General features: G+C 52.7%; 17 protein-coding genes and 1 pseudogene. 13 read left to right on the forward strand and 5 right to left on the reverse strand.

Going from position 1 to position 21,882, the window contains the following annotated elements; all coding sequences use genetic code 11:
• The first annotated feature begins 2 nt into the window (after nt 1–2).
• Nucleotides 3–347, forward strand: a complete 345-nt coding sequence (locus IQ241_RS13305) for a hypothetical protein (protein WP_193907925.1) — start codon at nt 3–5, stop codon at nt 345–347.
• A gap of 275 nt (nt 348–622) precedes the next feature.
• On the opposite strand, the gene IQ241_RS13310 is transcribed toward IQ241_RS13305, so the two are convergent.
• Nucleotides 623–1,270, reverse strand: coding sequence for a Uma2 family endonuclease (locus IQ241_RS13310; RefSeq protein ID WP_193907926.1), 648 nt, complete (start codon nt 1,268–1,270; stop codon nt 623–625).
• Between the two features lie 182 nt (nt 1,271–1,452).
• On the opposite strand from IQ241_RS13310, the gene IQ241_RS13315 reads away from it, so the two are divergent.
• The 3 genes from IQ241_RS13315 to IQ241_RS13325 are packed head-to-tail and all read left to right on the forward strand — an operon-like array spanning nt 1,453 to nt 6,745.
• A complete protein-coding gene (locus IQ241_RS13315; RefSeq protein ID WP_193907927.1) occupies nt 1,453–2,208 on the forward strand; it encodes a peptidylprolyl isomerase in 756 nt (251 codons plus the stop codon).
• Nucleotides 2,205–5,168 (forward strand): peptidase domain-containing ABC transporter, encoded by a 2,964-nt coding sequence (locus tag IQ241_RS13320; protein ID WP_193907928.1) that lies wholly within the window; start codon nt 2,205–2,207, stop codon nt 5,166–5,168. The genes IQ241_RS13315 and IQ241_RS13320 overlap by 4 nt, the downstream gene beginning before the upstream one ends.
• Nucleotides 5,169–5,197: 29 nt before the next feature.
• Nucleotides 5,198–6,745 carry an HlyD family efflux transporter periplasmic adaptor subunit gene (locus tag IQ241_RS13325; RefSeq protein ID WP_193907929.1) on the forward strand — a complete coding sequence of 516 codons (1,548 nt, stop codon included), beginning with the start codon at nt 5,198–5,200 and terminating at the stop codon, nt 6,743–6,745.
• Between the two features lie 196 nt (nt 6,746–6,941).
• Here IQ241_RS13325 and IQ241_RS13330 read toward each other — a convergent pair whose 3' ends face one another.
• Nucleotides 6,942–7,130: a VOC family protein gene (locus IQ241_RS13330; RefSeq protein ID WP_228021676.1), complete on the reverse strand. Its 189-nt coding sequence runs from the start codon at nt 7,128–7,130 to the stop codon at nt 6,942–6,944.
• A 54-nt stretch (nt 7,131–7,184) separates the two neighbouring features.
• Nucleotides 7,185–9,824 carry a DEAD/DEAH box helicase gene (locus tag IQ241_RS13335; RefSeq protein ID WP_193907930.1) on the reverse strand — a complete coding sequence of 880 codons (2,640 nt, stop codon included), beginning with the start codon at nt 9,822–9,824 and terminating at the stop codon, nt 7,185–7,187.
• Between the two features lie 122 nt (nt 9,825–9,946).
• Here IQ241_RS13335 and IQ241_RS13340 point away from each other — a divergent pair, with 122 nt between their 5' ends.
• The gene (locus IQ241_RS13340) at nt 9,947–10,183 is read left to right on the forward strand and encodes an ABC transporter permease subunit (RefSeq protein ID WP_322743651.1); all 237 of its coding nucleotides are present in this window, start codon (nt 9,947–9,949) and stop codon (nt 10,181–10,183) included.
• A gap of 188 nt (nt 10,184–10,371) precedes the next feature.
• Here IQ241_RS13340 and IQ241_RS26550 read toward each other — a convergent pair.
• Nucleotides 10,372–11,639: pseudogene (locus IQ241_RS26550) on the reverse strand (RNA-guided endonuclease InsQ/TnpB family protein).
• 23 nt (nt 11,640–11,662) lie between these two features.
• On the opposite strand from IQ241_RS26550, the gene tnpA reads away from it, so the two are divergent.
• The 4 genes from tnpA to IQ241_RS13365 all read left to right on the forward strand — a co-directional run bounded on the left by tnpA (nt 11,663) and on the right by IQ241_RS13365 (nt 15,900).
• On the forward strand, nt 11,663–12,085 hold the full coding sequence (gene tnpA, locus IQ241_RS26555) for an IS200/IS605 family transposase (RefSeq protein WP_193907931.1): 423 nt from the start codon (nt 11,663–11,665) through the stop codon (nt 12,083–12,085).
• Between the two features lie 662 nt (nt 12,086–12,747).
• Nucleotides 12,748–13,644: an SDR family oxidoreductase gene (locus IQ241_RS13355; RefSeq protein WP_193907932.1), complete on the forward strand. Its 897-nt coding sequence runs from the start codon at nt 12,748–12,750 to the stop codon at nt 13,642–13,644.
• 102 nt (nt 13,645–13,746) lie between these two features.
• On the forward strand, nt 13,747–14,457 hold the full coding sequence (locus IQ241_RS13360) for a hypothetical protein (protein ID WP_193907933.1): 711 nt from the start codon (nt 13,747–13,749) through the stop codon (nt 14,455–14,457).
• A gap of 132 nt (nt 14,458–14,589) precedes the next feature.
• Nucleotides 14,590–15,900 carry a ScyD/ScyE family protein gene (locus IQ241_RS13365; RefSeq protein ID WP_193907934.1) on the forward strand — a complete coding sequence of 437 codons (1,311 nt, stop codon included), beginning with the start codon at nt 14,590–14,592 and terminating at the stop codon, nt 15,898–15,900.
• Here IQ241_RS13365 and IQ241_RS26560 read toward each other — a convergent pair.
• On the reverse strand, nt 15,886–16,215 hold the full coding sequence (locus tag IQ241_RS26560; RefSeq protein WP_193907935.1) for a winged helix-turn-helix transcriptional regulator: 330 nt from the start codon (nt 16,213–16,215) through the stop codon (nt 15,886–15,888). The two genes, IQ241_RS13365 and IQ241_RS26560, sit on opposite strands and share 15 nt — an antisense overlap.
• A gap of 244 nt (nt 16,216–16,459) precedes the next feature.
• Here IQ241_RS26560 and IQ241_RS13375 point away from each other — a divergent pair, with 244 nt between their 5' ends.
• The 4 genes from IQ241_RS13375 to trpB all read left to right on the forward strand — a co-directional run bounded on the left by IQ241_RS13375 (nt 16,460) and on the right by trpB (nt 21,838).
• Nucleotides 16,460–18,676, forward strand: coding sequence for an anthranilate synthase (locus IQ241_RS13375; protein WP_193907936.1), 2,217 nt, complete (start codon nt 16,460–16,462; stop codon nt 18,674–18,676).
• A 91-nt stretch (nt 18,677–18,767) separates the two neighbouring features.
• Nucleotides 18,768–19,673: an indole-3-glycerol phosphate synthase TrpC gene (trpC, locus tag IQ241_RS13380; RefSeq protein WP_193907937.1), complete on the forward strand. Its 906-nt coding sequence runs from the start codon at nt 18,768–18,770 to the stop codon at nt 19,671–19,673.
• Between the two features lie 49 nt (nt 19,674–19,722).
• Nucleotides 19,723–20,529 carry a tryptophan synthase subunit alpha gene (trpA, locus tag IQ241_RS13385; protein WP_193907938.1) on the forward strand — a complete coding sequence of 269 codons (807 nt, stop codon included), beginning with the start codon at nt 19,723–19,725 and terminating at the stop codon, nt 20,527–20,529.
• Nucleotides 20,530–20,590: 61 nt separating this feature from the next.
• Nucleotides 20,591–21,838, forward strand: coding sequence for a tryptophan synthase subunit beta (trpB, locus tag IQ241_RS13390; protein ID WP_322743653.1), 1,248 nt, complete (start codon nt 20,591–20,593; stop codon nt 21,836–21,838).
• The last annotated feature ends 44 nt before the right edge of the window (nt 21,839–21,882 follow it).

Here is a 21,882-nt window from a genome sequence, read left to right on the forward strand (position 1 = left end):
GTATGTCAAGCAGTGAAGTAATTTTCAATAATAGATCTAGACATTTAAAGGATTCTGCCCTTGGCAAATTCCTAGATATTCTAGAAGAAGAGATATGCAGTCAACAATTCGAAAATAACGAGAGTAAGTGGCTTAAGGACGCCTGTAGAGCATGGAAGGAGGAGTGGAGCGAAATGCCTCCCGGCCTCAAGGATATTGAGCTTGATGATTTCTTGACCAATTCTCAGCGACAAGAAGAATTCCATCGAATAGTTAATAGAATTCTCATGAAAGTTGAAAAAGTTTCTGAAGGAGCAGAGTTCTTAGTGAGAGAAATTGTACGAATAGAAGAACTGGTTCGCCCATAATTATTGGGGTAAACGTTTACTCTCCAGACAACCGGCAAGCTCGAATGGGCCATGCCCACTATAGGAGCCTATCAGGTTGTCGTTGGCGCTGTAGACTCCAAAGGGGTAGGCGCGGCCCAAGGCTTTACTCTGACCGTCCGCCAGAACCATGCGCCGGTCATCACCTCTACCGCCCCAGAGACCGCCATGCTGGGGACGACCTATCGCTACGACGTGCGGGCTACTGATGCTGATGGCGATCGCAGCCTTCTATCCAAACTTTTAGAGCAGTTAGCCTACCGACTTCTGAGCCATTGCCGAAACTGCCTGATTACGCTATTCTCGCTCAGGGCTGTTTGCGCCTCTTGTTTAGGGAAGCGCAGTTCACGAACGTCGGTAATGACGATCGCGCTGAGCAGCGGTAGTGCAAGGCTGTGGTCACAAACACTGTAGTGGCCTTTGGACAAAGCATAGATGCTCAGAGAGCGGCCATCATAGCGCCAAATTTCTGGAATTCCTAAAGCGGTATAGATTGAAAATCGATCGAGTGAGCTGCTGGTGATGTCTACCTCTACCGCCAGGTCAGGCGGCGGGAAAAGGGCCAGGTCAATTTGTTCAACGTCTCGCACCCGGGCCTCGTTTTGGATGTAGTAGCACTGGTCTGGCTCTAGCCCTTTCTGTAGGTCTTCTCGGTCACAGGTGCGTGAGCCTAAGCTGCGGATCTCTAAATCGAGTCCTTCAGTTGCGGCTTCGATCAGGCGACCGAGTAGTTTCCGATAGCTTTCATGGGGGTCAAGGGGCATACGGATTTCGAGGCTACCGCGATCGTAGGTCAGCCGTATCGCAGGCTCGGCGCTAAAGTCTTTGAGCAAGGACTGATAGGTTTGCCAGCTGATGTTCTGGAGGACGACGCGGTCGGGGCTTTGGATGAGCGTAGCGGTCATGACGTTTTCCAGAGGGGAGCTATGCCCAGTTTAAGCTACTCAAATTTATAGCCGCACTTTCATCTACGAATTTCCCAATCCAACAAAAAAGTTAGGTGAAATTGCATAGCCATCTTACTGCTGACGGGGAACTCTAAAGCCGGGCAACCCAATGGCTAACGTCCCTTCACCTGCGCACGACCATGATTCCAGTCCTGCAAGTTGGCGATCGCACCTTGACCACCACAGACCTGCTGCCGCTGCTGATTCGCTACCAGCTGCTGCCGCAGTTCTGCCGGGAAGTGCTGATTGACCAGGCGATCGCAGCAGTCGAATGCAGCGCCGACGAAACCGAGCAGGCCCTGCAAGTCTTTGATGTAGACAACCAGATTACTGACGCCGCCACCCGGCAGGACTGGCTGATGCGTCACAGCATGACGCCAGAGACACTAACCGACCTGGTCACCCGGCCCCTGTGCATTGAGAAATTCAAGCACCAGAGCTGGGGCAACAAACTGGAAGCCTACTTCCTCACCCGTAAAGCGCAGTTCGACCAGGTCGTCTACTCCCTGATTCGCAATACCGACCCCGGCATCATCCAGGAACTCTACTTTCGGATTAGGGCAGGCGAAGGCACCTTTGCCGAGCTGGCTCAGCAATATTCCCAAGGGCCAGAAAGCGAAACCGAAGGTCGGCTCGGCCCCGTGCCCCTGACCCAGCCGCATCCCACCCTGGCCGCACAGCTGGCCAAAAATAAGCCAGGCTATCTATTCCCACCCACTCGCCTGGGGGAATGGTACGTCATCATCCGGTTGGAAAAACTGATTCCCGCTCAGCTCGACGAGCCCACCCGGCAAAAGCTGCTCGACGAACTCTTTGAAACCTGGCTGCAAGAGCGCCTGAGCCAGCCCCAACCGCTACCCGCCTCACCTGTCCCGCTCGCGGTGGCCTCGGTATGACAACGGCGACGACCCCCATCTACGACTTTCTTGCCACTACCCCGCCCTTCGACCGGCTCTCTCCCGAAAGGCTTGGGCAGCTGGCGAGCCGAGTCAATCTGCTGCGCTACCGGATGGGGCAGGCCATCGTCATGCGCGAAACCCTGCCCGCCCAGGTCTCCATCCTCTACGAAGGCCAGGCCCGGCTGCTGGGCTACTCGGCCCAGTCCTGCCTACCCGAAAACTTGCAGCTGCTGCGGCCCGGCGCGGTACTGGGCTGGGTCGGCCTGATTCGCGGCGTCGCCTGTGAAACCGCGATCGCGTCGGTCGAATCCGTCTGCCTCACCCTCACCGCCCGCGACTTTCGCACCCTGGTCCAGCAGGAACCCGACTTTGCCGAAGCCTTTCACCAGCGCTGCGACATCACCGAGCTCTACGAGCTGCTCGGAGCCGAAGTCGAGCGCCGAGCAATTGGCGAAATCGACTTACACCAGATTGCGTTTAAGCTCCTGCCCGAGGCCGCCATCCTTACCCTGCCCCAGGGCAAACAGCCGCTGAGTCAGCTCGACCCCAACCTGTTGTGGTTCCTCAGCGGCGGAAAGACCAATTTCCTGGTCGGCAGCCGCCTTGACCCAGACCCAGAAGCAGTACTCACAATCGAAAGTTCTTCCGCGCGACTGGTCGGGATTCGCCATACCGCCTTTGACCCCGAGAGCCGCTCCGATGAAACCGCGATCGCCGATACTCCATCGCTGGCCGCGAGCGACGCCATTCCCTACGCCCCGGAACGCCCCCCGGCCCTCGACGAAGACGACATTCCCACCCGCAAGGCCAAGTATCCCCATATCCACGGCAGAGGTCCGGTCGATACCGCCCTGGCCTGCTTTCAAATGCTCAGCCGCTACTGGCAGATGCCCTTCCGGCGGGACGTCCTGCGCCGGGCCTTAATTAATCAAAACCAGCGTAACGGCAGCCTGTCCCTCCAGTTTTGCGGCGCGATCGCCGAGCTGATGGGCCTGACCTCCCAGCTGGCCACCGTGCCCGTCGAAGCCGTCAGCCGACTGCAAACCCCGATTATGCTGCAATGGCAGGGCAGCTTTGCGCTGCTGTACAAGGCCAGCGAAAAAGAGCTGGTGCTGGCCATCCCGGAACAGGGCATCCGGCGCATGAAGCCTGCCGCGTTTGTGGACAGCTGGGGTGAAGAGGGTGAAGTGCTGCTGCTCCAGCCGACCAAAGACACGCCCAAACAGAAATTTGGCCTCAGCTGGTTTGTGCCTTCGGTCGTTCGCCATCGCAAAGTCCTGATTGAGGTGCTGCTGGCCTCCTTTTTTGTGCAGCTGCTGACCCTGGCCAATCCCCTCCTGACCCAGACCATTATCGACAAGGTGATTGTCCAGAACAGCGCCAGCACCCTCAATTTCCTGGGCACGCTGCTGATTGTAATGAGCGTCTTTGAGGCGCTGATCACTGGCCTGCGGACGATGCTGTTCGTCGATACCACCAATCGGATCGACATGGCCCTGGGCAGTGAGGTGATCGATCACCTGCTGCGGCTGCCGCTGCGCTACTTCGAGAAGCGCCCGGTAGGGGAACTCTCTACCCGCGTCAACGAGCTGGAGAACATTCGCCAGTTCCTCACCGGCACCGCCCTGACCGTTGTTCTGGATGCCGTCTTCTCCGTCATCTACATCGCAGTCATGCTGATGTACAGCGTCCTGCTCACCGTCGTGGCGCTGGCCACCGTGCCGCTGTTCGCCCTGCTGACGCTGACCGTTGCCCCCGTCATCCGCCAGCAGGCCCGGATTAAGGCCGAGCGCAATGCCGAAACCCAGTCCTACCTGGTCGAAGTCGTCTCCGGCATTCAAACGGTCAAAGCCCAGAACATCGAGCTCAAGTCGCGCTGGCAGTGGCAGGACCGCTATGCCCGCTACGTCAGCGCCGGTTTCAAAACCGTCCTTACGTCAACGACGGCGGGCTCCCTCAGCAGCTTCCTCAACCAACTCTCTAGCCTGCTGCTGCTATGGGTGGGGGCCTACCTCGTCCTCCAGGGCAAGCTGACCCTGGGTCAGCTGATTGCCTTTCGGATCATTGCCAGCTACACCACCAGCCCGCTGCTGCGGCTGATTCAGCTCTGGCAAAACTTTCAGGAAACGGCGCTCTCCCTAGAGCGGCTCAGCGATATTCTCGACACGCCCCAGGAGACTGAGGAAGCCGACCGCAAGAATATTCCCATGCCCGATATCCAGGGCAGCGTCAGGTATGAGAATGTTTGCTTTCGCTTCAGTCCCAATGGCCCCCGCCAGCTGGATGGGATTGATTTAGAAATTCCTAAGGGCCTGTTTGTCGGCGTGGTTGGTCAGAGCGGCGCGGGTAAGAGTACCTTGACCAAGCTGCTGCCACGGCTCTACGACCTGGAATCGGGCCGCATTCTGATTGACGGCTACGACATTCACAAAGTCGAACTTTACTCCCTGCGACGGCAGATCGGTACGGTACTGCAAGACACGCTGCTGTTTGATACGACCGTCCAGGAAAACATTGCCCTAACCAACCCCGATGCGACCCCTGAAGAAATCGTCGAAGCGGCCAAAATTGCCTATGCCCACGACTTTATCATGGACCTGCCTAACGGCTATAACAGCCGGGTGGGAGAGCGGGGGGCAGCGCTATCCGGCGGCCAGCGGCAGCGAATCGCGATCGCCCGCACCGTCCTGCAAAATCCTCGTTTACTGATCCTAGATGAAGCCACCAGTGCTCTAGACCTGTTCAGCGAGCGGCAGGTCTGTACTAATCTCATGGCCGCTTTCAGGGGCCGAAACGTCTTCTTTATCACCCATCGCCTCGCCACGATCCGCAATGCCGACCGGATCTTGATGATGGACAAAGGCAGCATCGCCGAGCAGGGCACCCACGAGGAGCTGATGGCGATGCAGGGGCTGTACTACTGCCTCTACCAGCAGCAGGAAGCCAGCGGAGAATAAGCTGTGTTGAAGCCAGGGAAGGAACTCGCATGACATTAACCGGTGGACATTACGAAGCCAATGGGCATAAGCCCGCCGACGTCCCTCAGGCCGCTCTAGAACCAGAAGCCGCTCCCGCCGCCCAGCCTAAGCGGCCTCCCAAGGCTGAAAAATTTGAGCATCCTTTGATGATGCAGCAGTCTCCTTTCTGGTCACGCACCATCCTCTGGTCTCTGATGGCGGCAGTCACCGCGGCCCTGACCTGGGCCTGCACTGCCCAGATTGAAGAAGCGATTCCAGCCCAGGGCAAGCTTGAGCCCCAGGGCACGGTCAAGCGAATCCAAAGCCCGGTTAACGGCGTCGTGAAAGAGGTCTTTGTCAAAGAAGGCCAGCAGGTCGAACCGGGAGACCTGCTGCTCCAGATCGATCCCACGACAGCGCAGGCCCAGCTGGCTTCGCTCCAGCAGATTCGGCTAGCGCTCACGCAGGAAAATCAGTTTTACCAGGCCCAGATGCAGGGGAACGCGATCGCCGCAGTCGCCGTAGAGATCCCATCCCAGTTTCTAACGCTGACTCAGAACCGAGCTGAGCTGGTCGCAGAAAATCAGCTCTTTCGGACTCAGCTAAAGGGTTCAACTGCCGGGATGGCCCTAAGCCCCCTCCAAGCAGAGCGATTGCAGTTTAGCCAGGCAGAATCTGAAACTCGCGCGACGGCGGCTCGCCTGGAAGCCGACCAGGCAGAGCGGCAGCTAGCACAAACTCAGGCCAAGCTAGCCAGCGCCAGAAATACCCTGGCGTTAAATCAAAGCATTCTCCGCGAGGTCGATCCGCTCGCCCAGGCCGGAGCGATCTCTCGGATTCAATATCTCAAGCAGCAGCAGGAAGTCGAAATGAATCAGTCTGAGGTCAATCAGCTGATTGAAGAAGCAGCCCGCCTGCGGCTGTCTATCACTGAAGCTAATACCAAGGTCGAAAACGTCTGGGCGACCGACCGCAAAGATCTCTCCACCCGGATGGCCCAAAATGACCAGAGCGTTGCCGAGATCGATAGTCAGCTCAGCAAGGCAATCGTTGAGAATAACAAGCGAATGGCCGAAATCGACAGCCAGATTAGCCAGGCCCAGCAGACATTGACCTACGGTGACCTGCGGGCCACGACTGCCGGTACCGTGTTTGAGCTTAAGGCAACCTCGCCAGGTTTTGTTGTCAATACCACTGAACCCGTCCTGGAAATCGTGCCCAACGAGGCGCTGGTGGCCAAAATTTCTATCACCAATCAGGATATCGGCTTTGTTGAAGCAGGAATGGCGGTTGACGTTAGGATTGACTCGTTCCCTTTCAGCGAATTTGGCGATATTGAAGGTAAGCTCGTATGGATTGGCTCTGATGCGCTGCCGCCAACCCAAATCCAGCCGCTCTATACCTTCCCGGCTAAAATTGAAATAGACCAGCAGTCGCTCAGGGTCAAAGGACGAGAGATCCAGCTCCAGTCGGGCATGTCCGTCAGTGTCAACATCAAGGTCAGAGAGCGTAGAGCCATTACCATCTTCACCAGCCAGTTCACTAAAATGGGCGATCGGCTGCAGCAGGTGCGGTAGCACCTTATTTTAAAATCGCGGTGAATGAGTATGAACCTCGTTACAGCTACTGATCTCACCCAACGGGCCGAGTGTAAAGACGCTGAGGCCAAACTTCCCCAACTTGTCCGACGTTTGATTGCCGCAACGACTAGCGGGTTTTCTCGTATCTCCATCCGCGCTGGTGAGGGCGTTGCCTTGGCTGGATGGGACGACATCACCGATGCTGAGCATTCATCAACGTTTGTTCCCCAAGGGACTTATTTTGACTGCCAAAGGTCAGCGCCTGGCGGTCTTCTCCAAACGTAACCAGCTGCAACCCTAGCGCCTCGGTATAAAAGCGGATGGTCGCATCCAGATCGCGAACGGTTAAAACAATATGGTCAAGGCTCGCAACAGCAATCATGAGGATTCCTATTGACCGTAGTTCCCTAGCAACAGAACTGAGAACGGGCTAGAACTACTTGTCTTCATTGACTGGGAAGCGGTTGACTAGGAAAGCGGCCTGGCGAGCGTTGGTTTTGATCTCGTCTGAGAGGTGAGGGATGTGGACCGTCTGGGAGAGCACGTCCAGGGTGCGGCGGAGAACCCTGACGATGTCGCCCTCGTCCAGGCTGGTGTTGTCGCAGAGCTCGGTCCAGTCCGTACCCAGCGCCCACTGTTCGACCAGAGCAATCGTCTGCTCCTCCAGCCAAACCGGCACCATCACTTCCTGACGGCGCTGCTGCTGAAAGATCTGACGGCGCAGGCCGCGAATGCCGTTTAGGGCAGTTTCGACCGGCGGCGAAGAGCGGTAGCGCACCCAGGTATCGGGGCGGCTCGACTCGCTGACGATCGCGGCTACCGCAGCGGCAAACTGCTGCGGTTCCAGCCCGTCAAATTCGCCCGAAGCCAGCACCAGTCCCAGCCATAGTTCATTATCGCCGCGAATTGCGGCGGCCAGTTCCCCCAGCTCGGTCGGCACGTTGTTCTCTAAACAGCCAAAATGCTCCAGCACCCGCATTAGGCTGACAAACTCCTGCCAGTAGCGCTGGGATAGCGCCTGATATTTTCGGGTGCGATCGCGCACTTCCGCTTCCATCTGGCCCAGCTGCCGCTGCTGCTTCAGCAGCTTTCTCGGATTCTCGACCTGGCTGACCGGATGAGCTGCCAGCTGCTCGGCTACCGCTTCCACCTCGGCCTGCTGCGCCTTCAGCTCCGGTGCGAGCGCTTCTAGGGGCGGCATCTGGGGGATTTGAGCGGCGATTTCAGCCGTCTGCTCGTCGCCCGGCTTGGATTTACCTAGCTTCGGCTCCAGCCCCTTGGGCGGCTCTAAATCGTCCACCGCCGCTAAACGGGGCAGGTCGCTATGCTTGATCAGCGCCTCACCCACCGCGCTGACGTACCAGCGGTTGTCCTGCCCTAGACAAACCAGGTAGGGAAACTGGCCAGAGCTCGGCACCTTACTCACCAGCACGGCGGGCAGCAGCTCGTCTTGCTGCTTCAGCCGCAGGGAGAACAGCGTGCCGGTGACGGCAAAGGACACCGCCATGCTGTCAGTATTGGAGATCGCGTCTATGGCCTGCTGCTGGAGCGTCTTAAGCAGCCGTTTGGCTTCCTTGAGCCGCCCCCGCAGCTTTTCATAGGCCGAGATCGCAGCCTCATCGATCCAGGCCAGCTGGTCCCGGGTCACCTCGATTTGGGTCTTGAGGTCGCGGATCGCCTGCCGCTGCGGCGTCAGGTGCAGCGTCGCCAGGTACTGACCAAAGCTTTTCTCAATTAGCACCCGGGCGTCTTCGAGCGTATGGGTTTGCAGCAGGTTGAGCACCATGCCGTAGCTGGGCGTAAACTGGCTGACCAGCGGGTCGGGGCTAGCCATCGCCAGATGAGCCGCTTCGTGCGCCCCTTCAAAGGGCGACTCTACCGTCACCACATGCCCCTGCGGATCCATCCCGCGCCGCCCGGCCCGGCCCGACATTTGCAGAAACTCCGAGGCGTGCAGCAGCCGGTGGCCGCTGTCGGTACGCTTCGACAGGCTGGAGATTACCGTCGTCCGAGCCGGCATATTAATCCCCGCCGCCAGGGTTTCAGTTGCAAAGACAACTTTAATCAGTCCGGCCTGAAACAGCTCCTCCACCAGGCTCTTCCAGGCCGGTAGAATGCCCGCATGGTGGGCCGCAATTCCCCGATAGAGCGGCTCTAGCTGCCCCGTCCGCACCGCCTCGGGATTGCGGTCGAGGAAGCTGTCAATCCGCCGCTTCAGCAGCTCCACCTCCGCCGGGTTGACCAGCTTTAGCGAGGCGACATCTTTGACAGCGCGATCGCATCCCTTACGGCTAAAGATAAAGTAGATGGCGGGCAGCATATCGAGCTGCTGCAAGTTGCTGACGATGGTCGGCAGGCTGGGAGCCCCGACCTGCTTCTTCTGGCCCCGCTGCCGTCGGGGCGGCTTGCGGCGCTGCTTCAGCCGAGGGTGAATGGCGGTCTTCGGCTCATTCAGCAGCGGAAAGATACCCTTGGCCGTGGCGAAGTGAAAATTCAGCGGCACCGGCCGAAAGTCAGAATAGATCAGCGTCGTCGGGCCGTGGACTTCGTGAATCCAGTCGGTCAGCTGGTCGCCGTTGGCCACCGTCGCCGACAGCCCCACCAGCTGAATCTCCGGTGGGCAGTAGATTACCGACTCTTCCCAAACCGTACCCCGCTGGCGGTCGTTCATATAGTGGCATTCGTCCAGCACCACCGCCTGCACCTGGCGCAGCGACGTCCCCACCTCGCCAATCGAGGTGCCGTAGAGCATATTCCGAAAAATTTCCGTGGTCATCACCACGATTGGCGCATCCCGGTTGACCGACGTATCGCCAGTCAGCAGCCCCACCTGCTGATCGCCAAAAGCCTCCCGAAAGTCTCGCAGCTTCTGGTTCGACAATGCCTTCAGCGGCGTCGTGTAAAATACCCGCTTACCCAAGCTCAGCGCCCGGTGGATGGCATATTCCCCAATCAGCGTCTTCCCTGACCCGGTTGGTGCGCAGACGACGACGGACTCGCCCTGGTTGAGAGCCGCGATCGCGTCAAGCTGAAAGTCATCAAGCTTAAACGGAAATAGGTTTTCAGGCGCTAGCACAGATAGGCTGGGAGAAAAATCAAGTTTTACCCCTCCATTGTGCCAGCGATAGCGAAAAACGGCGGCATAGACTCATTCAAGCCCCTCACTCCCCTACCCCATCCCTCTCTTCCCTCTGCTATGTGCTGATTGCACTGATGACCTATGGGCTGTTCAAAACCCGCTTCGGGCTGTCGCTGCGAGCCGTCGGCGAATATCCCCAGGCGGCTGGCAGTGCCGAAATTTCCGTCGCGCTGGTACGTCACGCGGCGGTGTTCTTGAGCGGCTGCCTGTCGCGGCTGGGCGGCGCTTACCTAACCCCGGCTCATGTTCAATTCACCGCCCGCAGGTACAGCGCCAACGCCAGGACCGTCCCCTAATTAGATGAGGGTTAGATCAGGGCGCAATGTTTACAGTAGGGAGCCGCCATCTACAACCGCGATCGCATTCCAGCCTCTAGGCGTCTAAAATTTCTTTAATTTGGGGTATGGCAGCCTTTGCTGTGTCGTAGCCCTCTTGAATCATCGGCTGCGGCTGATGGAAGTCAAAGACGCCAAACTTGAATAAACTACGCGCCAGTCGCTATCGCATCAGGCGGTTTCCTGTGCTTCAGTGCCCCAAGGTGCTTCATGCTTCCGCAGGAAGTAGAGCTTGAGGGCTCCACACTTGCGAGGGAAGATTCCTGCCCCCGTGCCCAGAGCAGGTTGACCTGGGCAGCATTTACGTCTCTGTCCTCAACGCGCTGGCACGCTGGGTTAGAGCAGATGTGAACTCGGTCTTTCAACGTCTTGGGGGTCAACTCCCAGCACTTTGCACAGCGCTGAGTCGGTTTGAGCTCTTGGGTGGGCGACTCCAAATAGAATCCGCCCGCCTCGGCTGACTTGTAGGCCAGCATCGGGCCAACCATGCCAAAGCCAACCGAGAGGATAGAACGGTTCAAGCCAGCTTTTTGGCGCTTCCGGTTCCCCTTTTTTTTGCTCGGGCTGTCATTCCCTTGACGTTGAGCTTTTCACCCGCGACCAGGCTATTACGGCTGACTGTGTCGCTGGTGAGTTTGTGCAACCAATCGGCTCGTTGATTGGCGACCTTTCGCTTGAGCCGGGCCACGTCCCGACTTGCTTTGCGCCACCGTCACGAGGCTTTGATGCCTGCTTTACGGTCAGGTCTGCGCTTGCGGCGAAGCTTTTTAGAGGCTGCCTTCACGGCTACATCCCCGTCCTGAATAAAGGTCGGTTTGGTTATCTTGCGGCCATCGGAGAAGGTGACGGCATCTTTGCAGCCCAGGTCAATGCCAATCGCACCAGGGCCAGTCTGCCGGACAGGCACACACTCCACCGTGATAGAGGCATACCATTTCCCTTCGCTGGCCCGATAGACGATGGTGCAGGGGGTCGGGGTGCCCCACCTCCGGGCTTTGCCGCACATCCGAATCTTGCCTAGATTCGTAATTTGCAGTTGACCATGCTTCCCGTCAGTGAGCGCTTTCCAACCCGCTTTCCCTGAGTAAGTGAAACCCGAATAGTGGCGAATTGTCTTGAACTTTGGATAGCCGCCTAGACCCTTGAAAAATCGCTGAAAGGCAAAATCTACTCGCTTCACTGTGGCCTGTAGCGCTTGGCTGCCTAGCGCTTTGTACTCAGGCCAGCACGCTTTGAAGGCTGGCAGCAGGTTTTGCTGGTCAATGTAGCCGACAGACTGGCCGAATTTGCGGTAGCTCGTAATGCGATGCTCCACGCAGGCATTGTAGAGGTAGCCATGCAGCCGCCGCCACTCAAACAGCTTTTGCTGCTGCTGCTTGGTGGGGTATAGCCGGAAGGTGATGCGTCTAGTTACCATGTCCTAAGTATACCTCACCTGCAATGACTAGGACAACGCTACATAAGGCAGCTCATGTCGCTTACAGTATTCACCTACATATTTACCTGGTGACACGGTATCGCCGTAAATGCCTCACACAACCAATAGCTGAGTGCATCGCGGAAACTGTGCGGCGAATTTGTACTAAGAACAGGTCTGAACTAATGGAATGGGGGGTTGAGCCTGACCATATTCATTTCCTGGTCAGCTTGCACCCAGACAACAACATCTCTCAGCTCGTCAAAAGCTTCAAGTCTGCTTCAACCAAGGCCGTGATGGCTCAATTCCCGTCCGATTTCAGGCAGACTTACGGGAAGGGCCGCAGCCTGTGGGGTAGGCAGAAAGCCATAATCTCCTGCGGCGGAGCGCCCTTGGCAATTGTGATGGAGTACGTCAAGAACCAGGCAGGGGTTGAGGCTGAGTAGCATAAACTCCGTGTTCGCTTTCATCCCCCAGTCACTTCGCGTCAGGGGGATTTCCCGCTCACGATGCTAAGGATGCGGTGGCTTTTCATGCTCTCCCTTGCTTAGGCTGCTATCTCAACCTTACCGAATCTTACCTGCCCGCTCGACGAATCTATTCAACAAAGCTATACGAATCGGGAAAGAGACAGAGGCTTCCAACGCATGAAACAGAGCAACTAGCAATGTCACCAGGAACACATTACATTACCTGACAGAAAAGCAGCTCCTGCAAGTTACATTTTTGTTACTACTTGCAGAAAGTTAAAGACTCTAATAGTATCGGCTTGTAGTAAATCACCACTAACTCAGGTCAGGCGCAAAATGCAAACCATCTTGTCCGTACAAGGGTCTCAATGGCGTCACCTTAATGCTGCATGTGAAGAGTTGTAAGCCATGAATCTCGGCCCCACTAGTGTTGTAGCAGCTTGCCGATAGATAACTATAGATGCTGTAGCTTTTTACAGGTGTTCAAGGAGCCGTACATATATCTTTAACGCCACTTAACCTGAGAATGTTTCACACAATACAATGGCTCTAAGATTGTTTTAAGTATAGGCAGTTATTGCTGATCAGCATGTAGCTGCTTTCAGAAAGGAAGTTACAAACAAAATAAGATGAATAAGATGAATAAGACGCAAAAACGTATCCTCGTTTACTGTGCAACAGGTCTTCAAGGACAAGCCGTTGCCAGTCGCCTTCTACTAAAGGAGGACTTTTCAATCAGGCTCCTAGTCCGAAACCCGGAAAAAGCTGAAGCTTTACAACGAGCCGGAGCCGAGATTTTTTGTGGAGATCTTGGAGAGGCTTCAAGCTTGGTTTCGGCTAACGATGGCGTTGACCGAGTCTTTTTACAGCTGCCACTAGACTTTACACCAGCTGTTGTTGACTACGCCATTAATGCAATCGATGCAGCAAAAGAAGCTGGTGTCAGCTTGCTTGTACTGAATACAAGTGTCATAGTACCTAGCGAAAAAACAGGCGTGAAAGCTATAGATCTCAAGTACGATATCGAACATTATCTGAAACGAAGTAGTCTACCCTATATTATCCTACGGCCGACATTTTATATGGAAAACTTAGCCGCTCCCTGGTCTGTACCCAGCATTCAAGAAAAGTCGACTGTTGCCTATCCCATTCCAGCTGATTTCCCCGCATCTTGGATTGGGGTTGAAGATCTGGCCTCATATGTGGTGGAAGCTTTGAAAAAAACTGAGCTAGCAGGCTCTGAATTTAACATCGGTGGGCCTGAAGTTTTGACGGGCAAGGATATTGCTGAGCGGTTTTCTCAGGCACTACGTCGAGAAATTGATTACTATCCCATCCCTCTTGATACGTTTGAAGAACAAATCAATGCTGGTATCGGTGAGCCCATTGGGACAGAAATTGCGGCCTTATATGGATGGTTTGTGAGTCAGCCGCAGTCGCCAGTAGCTCTGAGTCTAAACGCAGTACTAGAAAAGTTACCAGTGCAGCTAACACCAATGAGTGAATGGATTAATCAGCAAGACTGTTTTAAATGAAGTAAATCATACCATTTCCAACTTGCCGCGAATTTCGATGCCTGCATATTCATCTGCGGTTCTTTGTTCTCATCAAACCAACCTAAAATACAGGAAATATCTATGAGTCACGCCAGTACAGACAGGACTTTAGCTCCATCTAGTGTTACAATGCATTCGCTTTACAACTATCTTGAATTAAAGGAAAACATATTTATGGAGCACTTATTCTTTAAACAGCTAGAATCCTTGAATAGCTTGAGTCAGCTAGCTCCAGTGGCTCAGAAAATGGCCTTTTGGGTATTGTCTTTTCAAGATCTCTTAGAACTCAACGTGAGAAGGATTCAGGATGGAAGCTTAAAAAAACTACTGAGATTGCATCAGTCTGAAGATGCGGGTCATGAGGAATGGTTTTTGCATGATTTGGATGTAATGAACGTCGAAGCGCCTGGGATTCGCTCCTTGTATGGTGAGAAAAATACACCGGTCCGCGACACAACCTATGAAATCCTTGCTAAGGTCTTCGAGGCTCGTAGCGATCACGAGCGTATCGCGATCTTATTAACAATTGAGTCTGCTGCAAAGGTTTTCTTTAGCAAGATTTCTGGATTTTCAGAGCGGCTAGAAGCTTCTGATAAATTAAAATACTTCTCAAAAAAACATCTAGCAGCAGAAGAGAGTCATGATTCTTTGGATAATGAGATGGACGAGCTGTTGGCCCATATGTGGATGGCTGACGATAAAAAGCAGGTAGTACATAGAATTGTTGACCATGTCTACATAAACTTTTCAAATATGTTTGATCACTTCAACACACTATTAACGATAAGCTAATGTTTCTGCAGGAATTCGAAATAAGGATGAGGATTCACATTCGGCCCGGTAATGGTAACGGCTGCTTATGTCTGATAATGCAGACACCAAGTTTGAAATAACGTGTTGGTCTAAGATAGGATTTTCGCCATCATGAAGATGATTCGCAATCAGTGTTTTATTGGTCAGTACTCTTTGAAACTGTTGATTAGTGTATTCTCAGCTCTGCTCTGTTCTGCTGGTGTAGCTCAAGCTGCAAGCCTAACAACCATTGCTACAGGGCTGAACAATCCAAGAGGAATGACGTTTGGTCCAGAAGGCGAACTGTACGTTGCTGAAGCAGGCATCGGTGGAAATGGCCTGACGGTGCCAGCGCCGGAGCTAAATTCAATTCAAACCTTTGGACTTTCGGGCTCTGTCACGAAAGTAAAAGATGGAATGCAACAGCGTGTAATAACTGACTTGCCGTCGTTAGCATTGATTCCAGTAGGCGCTACGGCCCCGACTAATTTAGGGGCGACACTTCCCGCGACAGGGGTTCATGATATTGATTTTGACCAGAATGGAAATCCTTACGCTCTATTCGGGTATGCGACAACAACTGATCAGAAAGACGCGATTGTTGCAGCAGGTGGCAATGACTTAGGAAAGTTGCTTTCATTCGATATCAACAAGGATGGGTACTGGGAGCGCGGAGACTTTACAGTCGATTTAGTAGAGTTTGAGGAATTAGACAATCCGGATGATGGTGCGTTTCTCAATAATCCATTTGATTTAGAGATTTATAATAATACCTTTTACGTTTCAGATCCTGGAGGAAACAACTTCTATTCTGCAGGCCTAGATGGAAATGTTACTCTAAATGCAGTTTTTCCTCCGGAAGTTGTTGATGGTGAGTCTTTCGAGCGCGTGCCTACGACAGCAGCCTTAGGACCTGATGGTGCTTTTTACATAGGAGAGCTAACCGGCAACTTCGCGCCGCCTGGTAGCGCTCGCGTCTTGAGACTCGCTTCCGGAAGTGATCCTGAGGTTTTCGCTGGAGGATTTACTCAAATTATCGGGTTGGATTTTGACAGCAATGGCGATCTGTATGTTTTAGAATTTGCCGTCAATCCAGATGCCCCTATTCCCACAGATGAATCTGAACAAGACTTTACAGGCGCACTCCGAAAAATCTCTGCGAACGGTAGCCTACGCACACTAATTGAAGCTGGCGAAGGGTTAGTAGGGCCGACTGGCTTGGCCATAGGACCTGATGACTCTATTTATGTCTCGAACTTCGGCACCACTATAGGGAGCGGCGAAATTGTCCGTGTAGAGGAGGCACCTTCCGTTCCGGAGAGGGCTTCAGGATTGCCTATTTTAGCTGTGGGCGCTGCTGGATATATCTTGTTAAAGAAAAAAACAATGACCTCACAGGCTCAAAAATTAAAATTACAGAATGTAAACTCAGCGGCTAGCTAGATAAACCTCCCCCCACTGCTTCATCGATATTAATATCGGAATAAGGCTGCGGCCTTCCTGAGTAAGAGAATATTCAACTTTAAGAGGTGACAAATAAGCTTTCCTTTGGATCAAGTAATCCCGTTCAAGTTCTTTAAGTTGAAGTGTCAGGACACGTCGGCTGATGCTCGGAATCTTTCGTTGGAGCTGGCCAAATCTCTGAGTGTCCTCTCCCAAGTAGTACAAAATGTTGGGCTTCCATTTTCCAGAAATAAGATCAATCGTAATTTTTACTGGGCATGTCTCCTGAGGTTTAGTCTCAGTTTTCATGATCATACACTCCTTGCATTTTCGGTGTCAACGCACAAGTAGTTGAGTCATGATCAATTTTAGCAGCTTATAACCGCCCAACTGCCTGAAATTCCAACTTAATAGAAATGACGCCTATCTGGCTGCCGAATTAATAGTAAGTATCGCCATCGCAAGCTAGCAACATGTATTGCTTATCTCATCTTCTCTTTTACGGATTGGCTTGGGAAAAAGTACCAAACGAGAAACGTTTAAAAATAAGGAAAATGCAATGCTTCAAGAGTCTTATACCTATACTACACGCGGCAATGTTCAGGTGAGTCGCCGTGTAACCTCTCTATCCATAGCAGAAACTTTCAGCGGTCTACTTCCACAACTTGACTCAAAAAAAGGGGCAATACTTCAAAGCAGTTATGAGTATCCAGGACGTTACAAGCGTTGGGCGATCGGCTTCGTCGATCCGCCTTTAGAAATAACTACTAAGGATAATACTTTTGTAATCAGAGCATTGAACGATCGGGGGCAGGTGTTAGTGTCCCATTTAGACCTTATCCTATGCTGCATTTCAGGCATAGATGACCTAAAACGTGAAAATCAGTGTATCAGAGGAAAGATTTTGCCTGGCAAGCAAATGTTTCAAGAAGAGAATCGTAGTCGTCAGCCTTCGGTGTTTTCGATAATTCGTTCCGTTTTAGATACCTTTCACAGTGACCAAGATAGCTACCTTGGTCTCTATGGAGCGTTTGGATACAACCTCATCTTCCAATTTGAATCCGTTTCCAAGCGTCGTGACCAAGGCGATGAACAGCGTGACATAGTGCTCTATTTACCTGATCATTTATTTGTCATTGATAATAGCGCCCGGCAGTCGTTTGAGTTGGAATATGAGTTTGATACTGAAACTGGCAGTACCAAAGGTGTAGCACGCTGCGGCGAAGTCACTGACTTTCGCGGAGAGCGGCAGTTCTTAACACGCCAGTGCGACCATCAGCCTGGCGAGTATGCTGAATTAGTAAAGAAGGCGCTCAGGTATTTTCGCCAAGGAGACTTATTTGAAGTAGTGCCCAGCCAAAGCTTTTTCAGGAGCTGCAATGAACCACCTTCTAAGTTGTTTGAAACCCTCCTTGAGATTAATCCAAGCCCCTATAGTTTTATGTTTAATTTGGGGGGCGAGTATCTGATTGGCGCTTCACCAGAAATGTTTGTGCGGGTTGATGGCCGTCGTGTTGAAACCTGTCCGATTAGTGGCACTATTCGGCGCGGTCAAAATGCCATTGAGGATGCTTCTCGGATACTTGAATTGCTGAATTCTAAAAAGGATGAAGCTGAACTTACGATGTGTACCGATGTAGATCGTAACGATAAGTCTCGCATTTGTGACCCAGGTTCAGTGCGGGTAATAGGCCGACGCCAGGTTGAACTTTACAGCCACCTGATTCACACGGTGGATCATGTTGAAGGTTTTCTGTGTCCTGAATTTGATGGCGTAGATGCATTCTTGACACATACTTGGGCAGTGACAGTAACAGGCGCACCTAAACGTGCAGCGGTTCAGTTTATTGAAGAAAATGAGAGCAGTTCTCGTCGATGGTATGGAGGAGCCGTTGGGTCTTTCACTTTTAACGGAAGTGTGAATACTGGGCTTGTCCTCCGAACCATACGTCTCAAAGATTCAATTGCCGAAATTCGCGTGGGTGCGACCTTACTGTATGATTCGCAGCCTGAAGCTGAAGAAGAAGAAATACAACTCAAGGCAACGGCGATGCTTCAAGCTCTGCACTTGGCTCAGCAGAATAACTCTCCATTAAATCATCGGTTAAGGCCACAGACAAAATCGCAGGTTCTAGAGTGGCCTCAGCTAAGGAAAAAGGTCGTCCTATTAATAGATTATGAGGACTCGTTTGTTCATACACTAGCAAACTACATTCGCCAGACAGGGGCTCGAGTTATCACTCTTCGTCATGGATTTCCAGAATCGGTATTTGAAATAGAAAATCCAGATTTAGTAGTTCTTTCCCCCGGCCCCGGCAGACCAAGCGATTTTAACTTAAGCAACGCTATTCAAACCTGTGTTCAACGAGATATTCCGCTATTTGGGGTTTGTTTGGGGTTACAGGGTATAGTAGAAAGGTTTGGTGGAGAGCTCAGTCTGTTGCCGACTCCGCAGCATGGTAAGGCCTCTGAGATCTCGGTGACTTCTGCCGAGTCATTTCTTTTTGAAGGGTTGCCTCAAAGATTTGTTGTAGGACGATATCATTCATTATGCGTCCAACCAGAAAAAACACCCTCTGAGCTGGTTGTAACCGCTATCTCAGAAGAAGGGGTTGTGATGGCTATTGAGCATAAAGTGTTGCCCATCGCGGCAGTCCAATTTCATCCCGAATCGATCATGACGTTAGCGGACGGGATCGGCTTGTCTATCATACACAACGTCATACAGAAATTCACCAAGTTGGCACCGACAGAGAGGCCCGTTCCCGTCGGCTAGGGGAAAACAGCCAAATGACCGGAAGAACCTTAATTGTACTGCACATTATGTCGCATTGAAGCTCTTTGAATGTACCTATTCTTGAGAAGATATGAAAATCCCCCCTTTCCCGATTCCTTTATCATTACCTCGTTTGAGCAATTATCCTACGACGAACTCTCACTCCATTCTCACTAGGATTGTGCGACACAAACAGCAGGAAGTTGTTCATATGAGGCGGCAGCAATCTTTCGAGGAGATTGTTCAATGGGCTGAGGATATGCCAATCTGTCAAGATTTTGCTCGTGCGCTATGTTTAAAATCCGACAAGTCTAATTCTGGTTTTCCGAGTTCTAGGCCAAGCTTAATAGCTGAGATTAAGAAAGCATCTCCTAGTAAAGGCGTGATTCGAGAAAACTTCAATCCTGTGACAATTGCAAGAGCCTACGAACAAGGTGGTGCAACTTGTCTGTCGGTTTTGACGGATTCAGCATTTTTTCAAGGTAGCTTTGCCAACTTGTGGGAAGTTCGAAGACGTGTAGCACTGCCATTGCTGTGTAAGGAATTTATTATTGATGCCTATCAGGTTTACCTAGCTCGTGTGGCGGGGGCAGATGCGGTACTTCTGATTGCGGCCATTCTGCCTGAAGACAAGGGGCAACGCCTGTTGAGTCTTATTCACAGCTTAGGGATGCAATCTCTCGTTGAAGTGCATACTTTAGCAGAGCTTGATAGAGTAATGAATTGGTTGCCATTGGACATGGTGGGCATTAACAATCGTAATTTAGAGGACTTTAGGATTGATATCTCTAATACCCAACGGCTGCTAGCGGCACGTCGGGAACAATTGGATCGTCAAAAAATTCCTGTGATTAGCGAGTCAGGTCTAGACTCTCCGACAGCTTTATCAATGGTTTCTAAGGCGGGCGCGTCAGGCGTTTTAGTCGGTGAATCTCTTTTAAAAAAGCCCGATCTTGAGCAGGCTGTCAAAATACTACTAGAATTTCCTAAGAAATAGCAGTGGAACAATTCTCGATTTAATAATGTTGTTTTTAAGTAGAAGCGCTATGACCTCAGTCTCGGACCGTTTGAAAGCGTTACGCCAGCAGCAACTGTGTGCGCTTATCCCTTTTGTGATGGCAGGTGATCCTGACTTAGAAACAACGGCGCAAGCACTGCAAGTTCTCGATACTAGTGGGGCTGATTTACTTGAATTAGGGGTGCCCTATTCTGATCCTCTGGCTGATGGTCCTGTTATTCACGCAGCTGCAACACGGGCCTTAACCAAAGGGACTTCTTTCGATCGTGTTCTCGTGATGGTCGCCTCTGTCGTAGAAAAGTTGAGATCGCCACTTATTTTATTTGTTTACTACAACCTTATTTTGAATCGTGGTGTTAGTGTTTGTTTGGACCAAATTCAGCAAGCAGGTATAAAAGGGTTGGTTGTGCCTGACCTACCCTTTGAGGAATCAAGAGCGTTGCTCAGAGCGGCAGCAGAGCGAGGTTTAGAGGTGATATTGTTGGTAGCTCCGTCGAGCCCTGCCGAGCGGATGCGCGCCATCTCGGGGGCTTCGCAGGGCTTTGTTTATTTGGTCAGCACGACCGGCGTGACAGGCACGCGGGTGCAAGTTGATGAGCGCGTAGTCTCACTGATAGAAAGGTTGAAATCACACACAGCCAAGCCTATTGGTGTTGGCTTTGGGATTTCTCATTGTGAGCAAGCCAGTCAGGTTAAAGCCCTGGGAGCAGACGCCGTTATTGTCGGGAGTGCCTTTGTAAAGCGTTTGGCAGAACCCTCTGATAGGCGGCTTCAATCAATCGAAGAATTTTGTCACAGTCTAAAATATTCCATCTCCGTTTCACCTTTGAGGTAATTCATTTCTTTCAATAACGCCATCGTACCTATCAAAACCTTCGTGGAGATAGTTAAAAATCGTGAGTACTTCAGAAGCAGCCGCGCCACCCTTACAATTTTCTGAACAGCCTGATGCCTTTGGTCGATTTGGGGCCTTTGGAGGTAAGTATGTACCTGAAACTCTTATGCCCGCTCTAACCGAGATTGAAGCAGCTTTTCAGGACTCTCGTCTTGATGTGACCTTCAATCGAGAGCTAAAGCAGCTACTGCGGGACTATGTGGGACGGCCCTGCCCACTATATTTTGCCGAGCGTCTGACCGCCCAATACCAGCAGCCAAATGGCTCTGGCCCCCAAATTTATCTAAAGCGCGAAGATTTGAACCATACCGGCGCTCACAAAATCAACAATGCATTGGCGCAGGCCCTGCTAGCAAAGCGCATGGGCAAACGCAAGATTGTCGCTGAAACCGGAGCCGGGCAGCACGGTGTTGCTACCGCTACAGCCTGCGCTCGCTTTGGGCTAGAGTGCATCATTTATATGGGCATTCACGATATGGCTCGGCAGGCGCTGAACGTATTTCGGATGCGGCTAATGGGGGCAGAAGTGCGCCCGGTCGAAGTGGGAACCGGCACTCTCAAGGACGCTACCTCTGAAGCCATCCGGGACTGGGTAACCCACGTTGAAACGACTCACTATATTTTGGGTTCTGTCGCCGGGCCGCATCCCTACCCAATGATGGTTAGAGACTTCCACGCCGTCATCGGTCAGGAAACCCGCATCCAGTGTGAGGAAAAGTGGGGCGGCCTGCCGGACATTCTGCTGGCCTGCGTCGGCGGCGGTTCCAACGCGATCGGGCTGTTCTATGAGTTTATTCAAGACCCTGCGGTGCGAATTATTGGGGTTGAGGCCGCTGGAGAAGGCGTAGACACCGACAGGCACGCCGCCACGCTGACCAAGGGGCGCGTCGGCGTCCTCCACGGCGCGATGAGCTACCTACTGCAAGACTCGGAAGGCCAGATCGTCGAGGCTCACTCGATCAGCGCCGGGCTCGACTACCCAGGCGTTGGTCCCGAGCACAGCTACCTCAAAGAAACCGGCCGGGCCGAATACTACAGCGTCACCGACCAGCAGGCCCTAAGCGGATTCCAGCTGCTCTCACAGCTAGAAGGCATCATCCCCGCCCTCGAAACCGCCCATGCCATCGCCTATCTAGACAGTCTATGTCCCCAGCTAGAAGGCAGCCCCCGCATCGTCATCAACTGCTCCGGCCGCGGCGACAAAGACGTCCAAACCGCCGCCAAAGCCCTCAGTCTTGGTGATTCGTAACTCGCCACGCCATTACTCCCCTCCTCAATCACTCCCCCATGACC

The organism is Vasconcelosia minhoensis LEGE 07310, assembly GCF_015207255.1.
Classification (GTDB): Bacteria; Cyanobacteriota; Cyanobacteriia; order Phormidesmidales; family Phormidesmidaceae; genus Vasconcelosia; species Vasconcelosia minhoensis.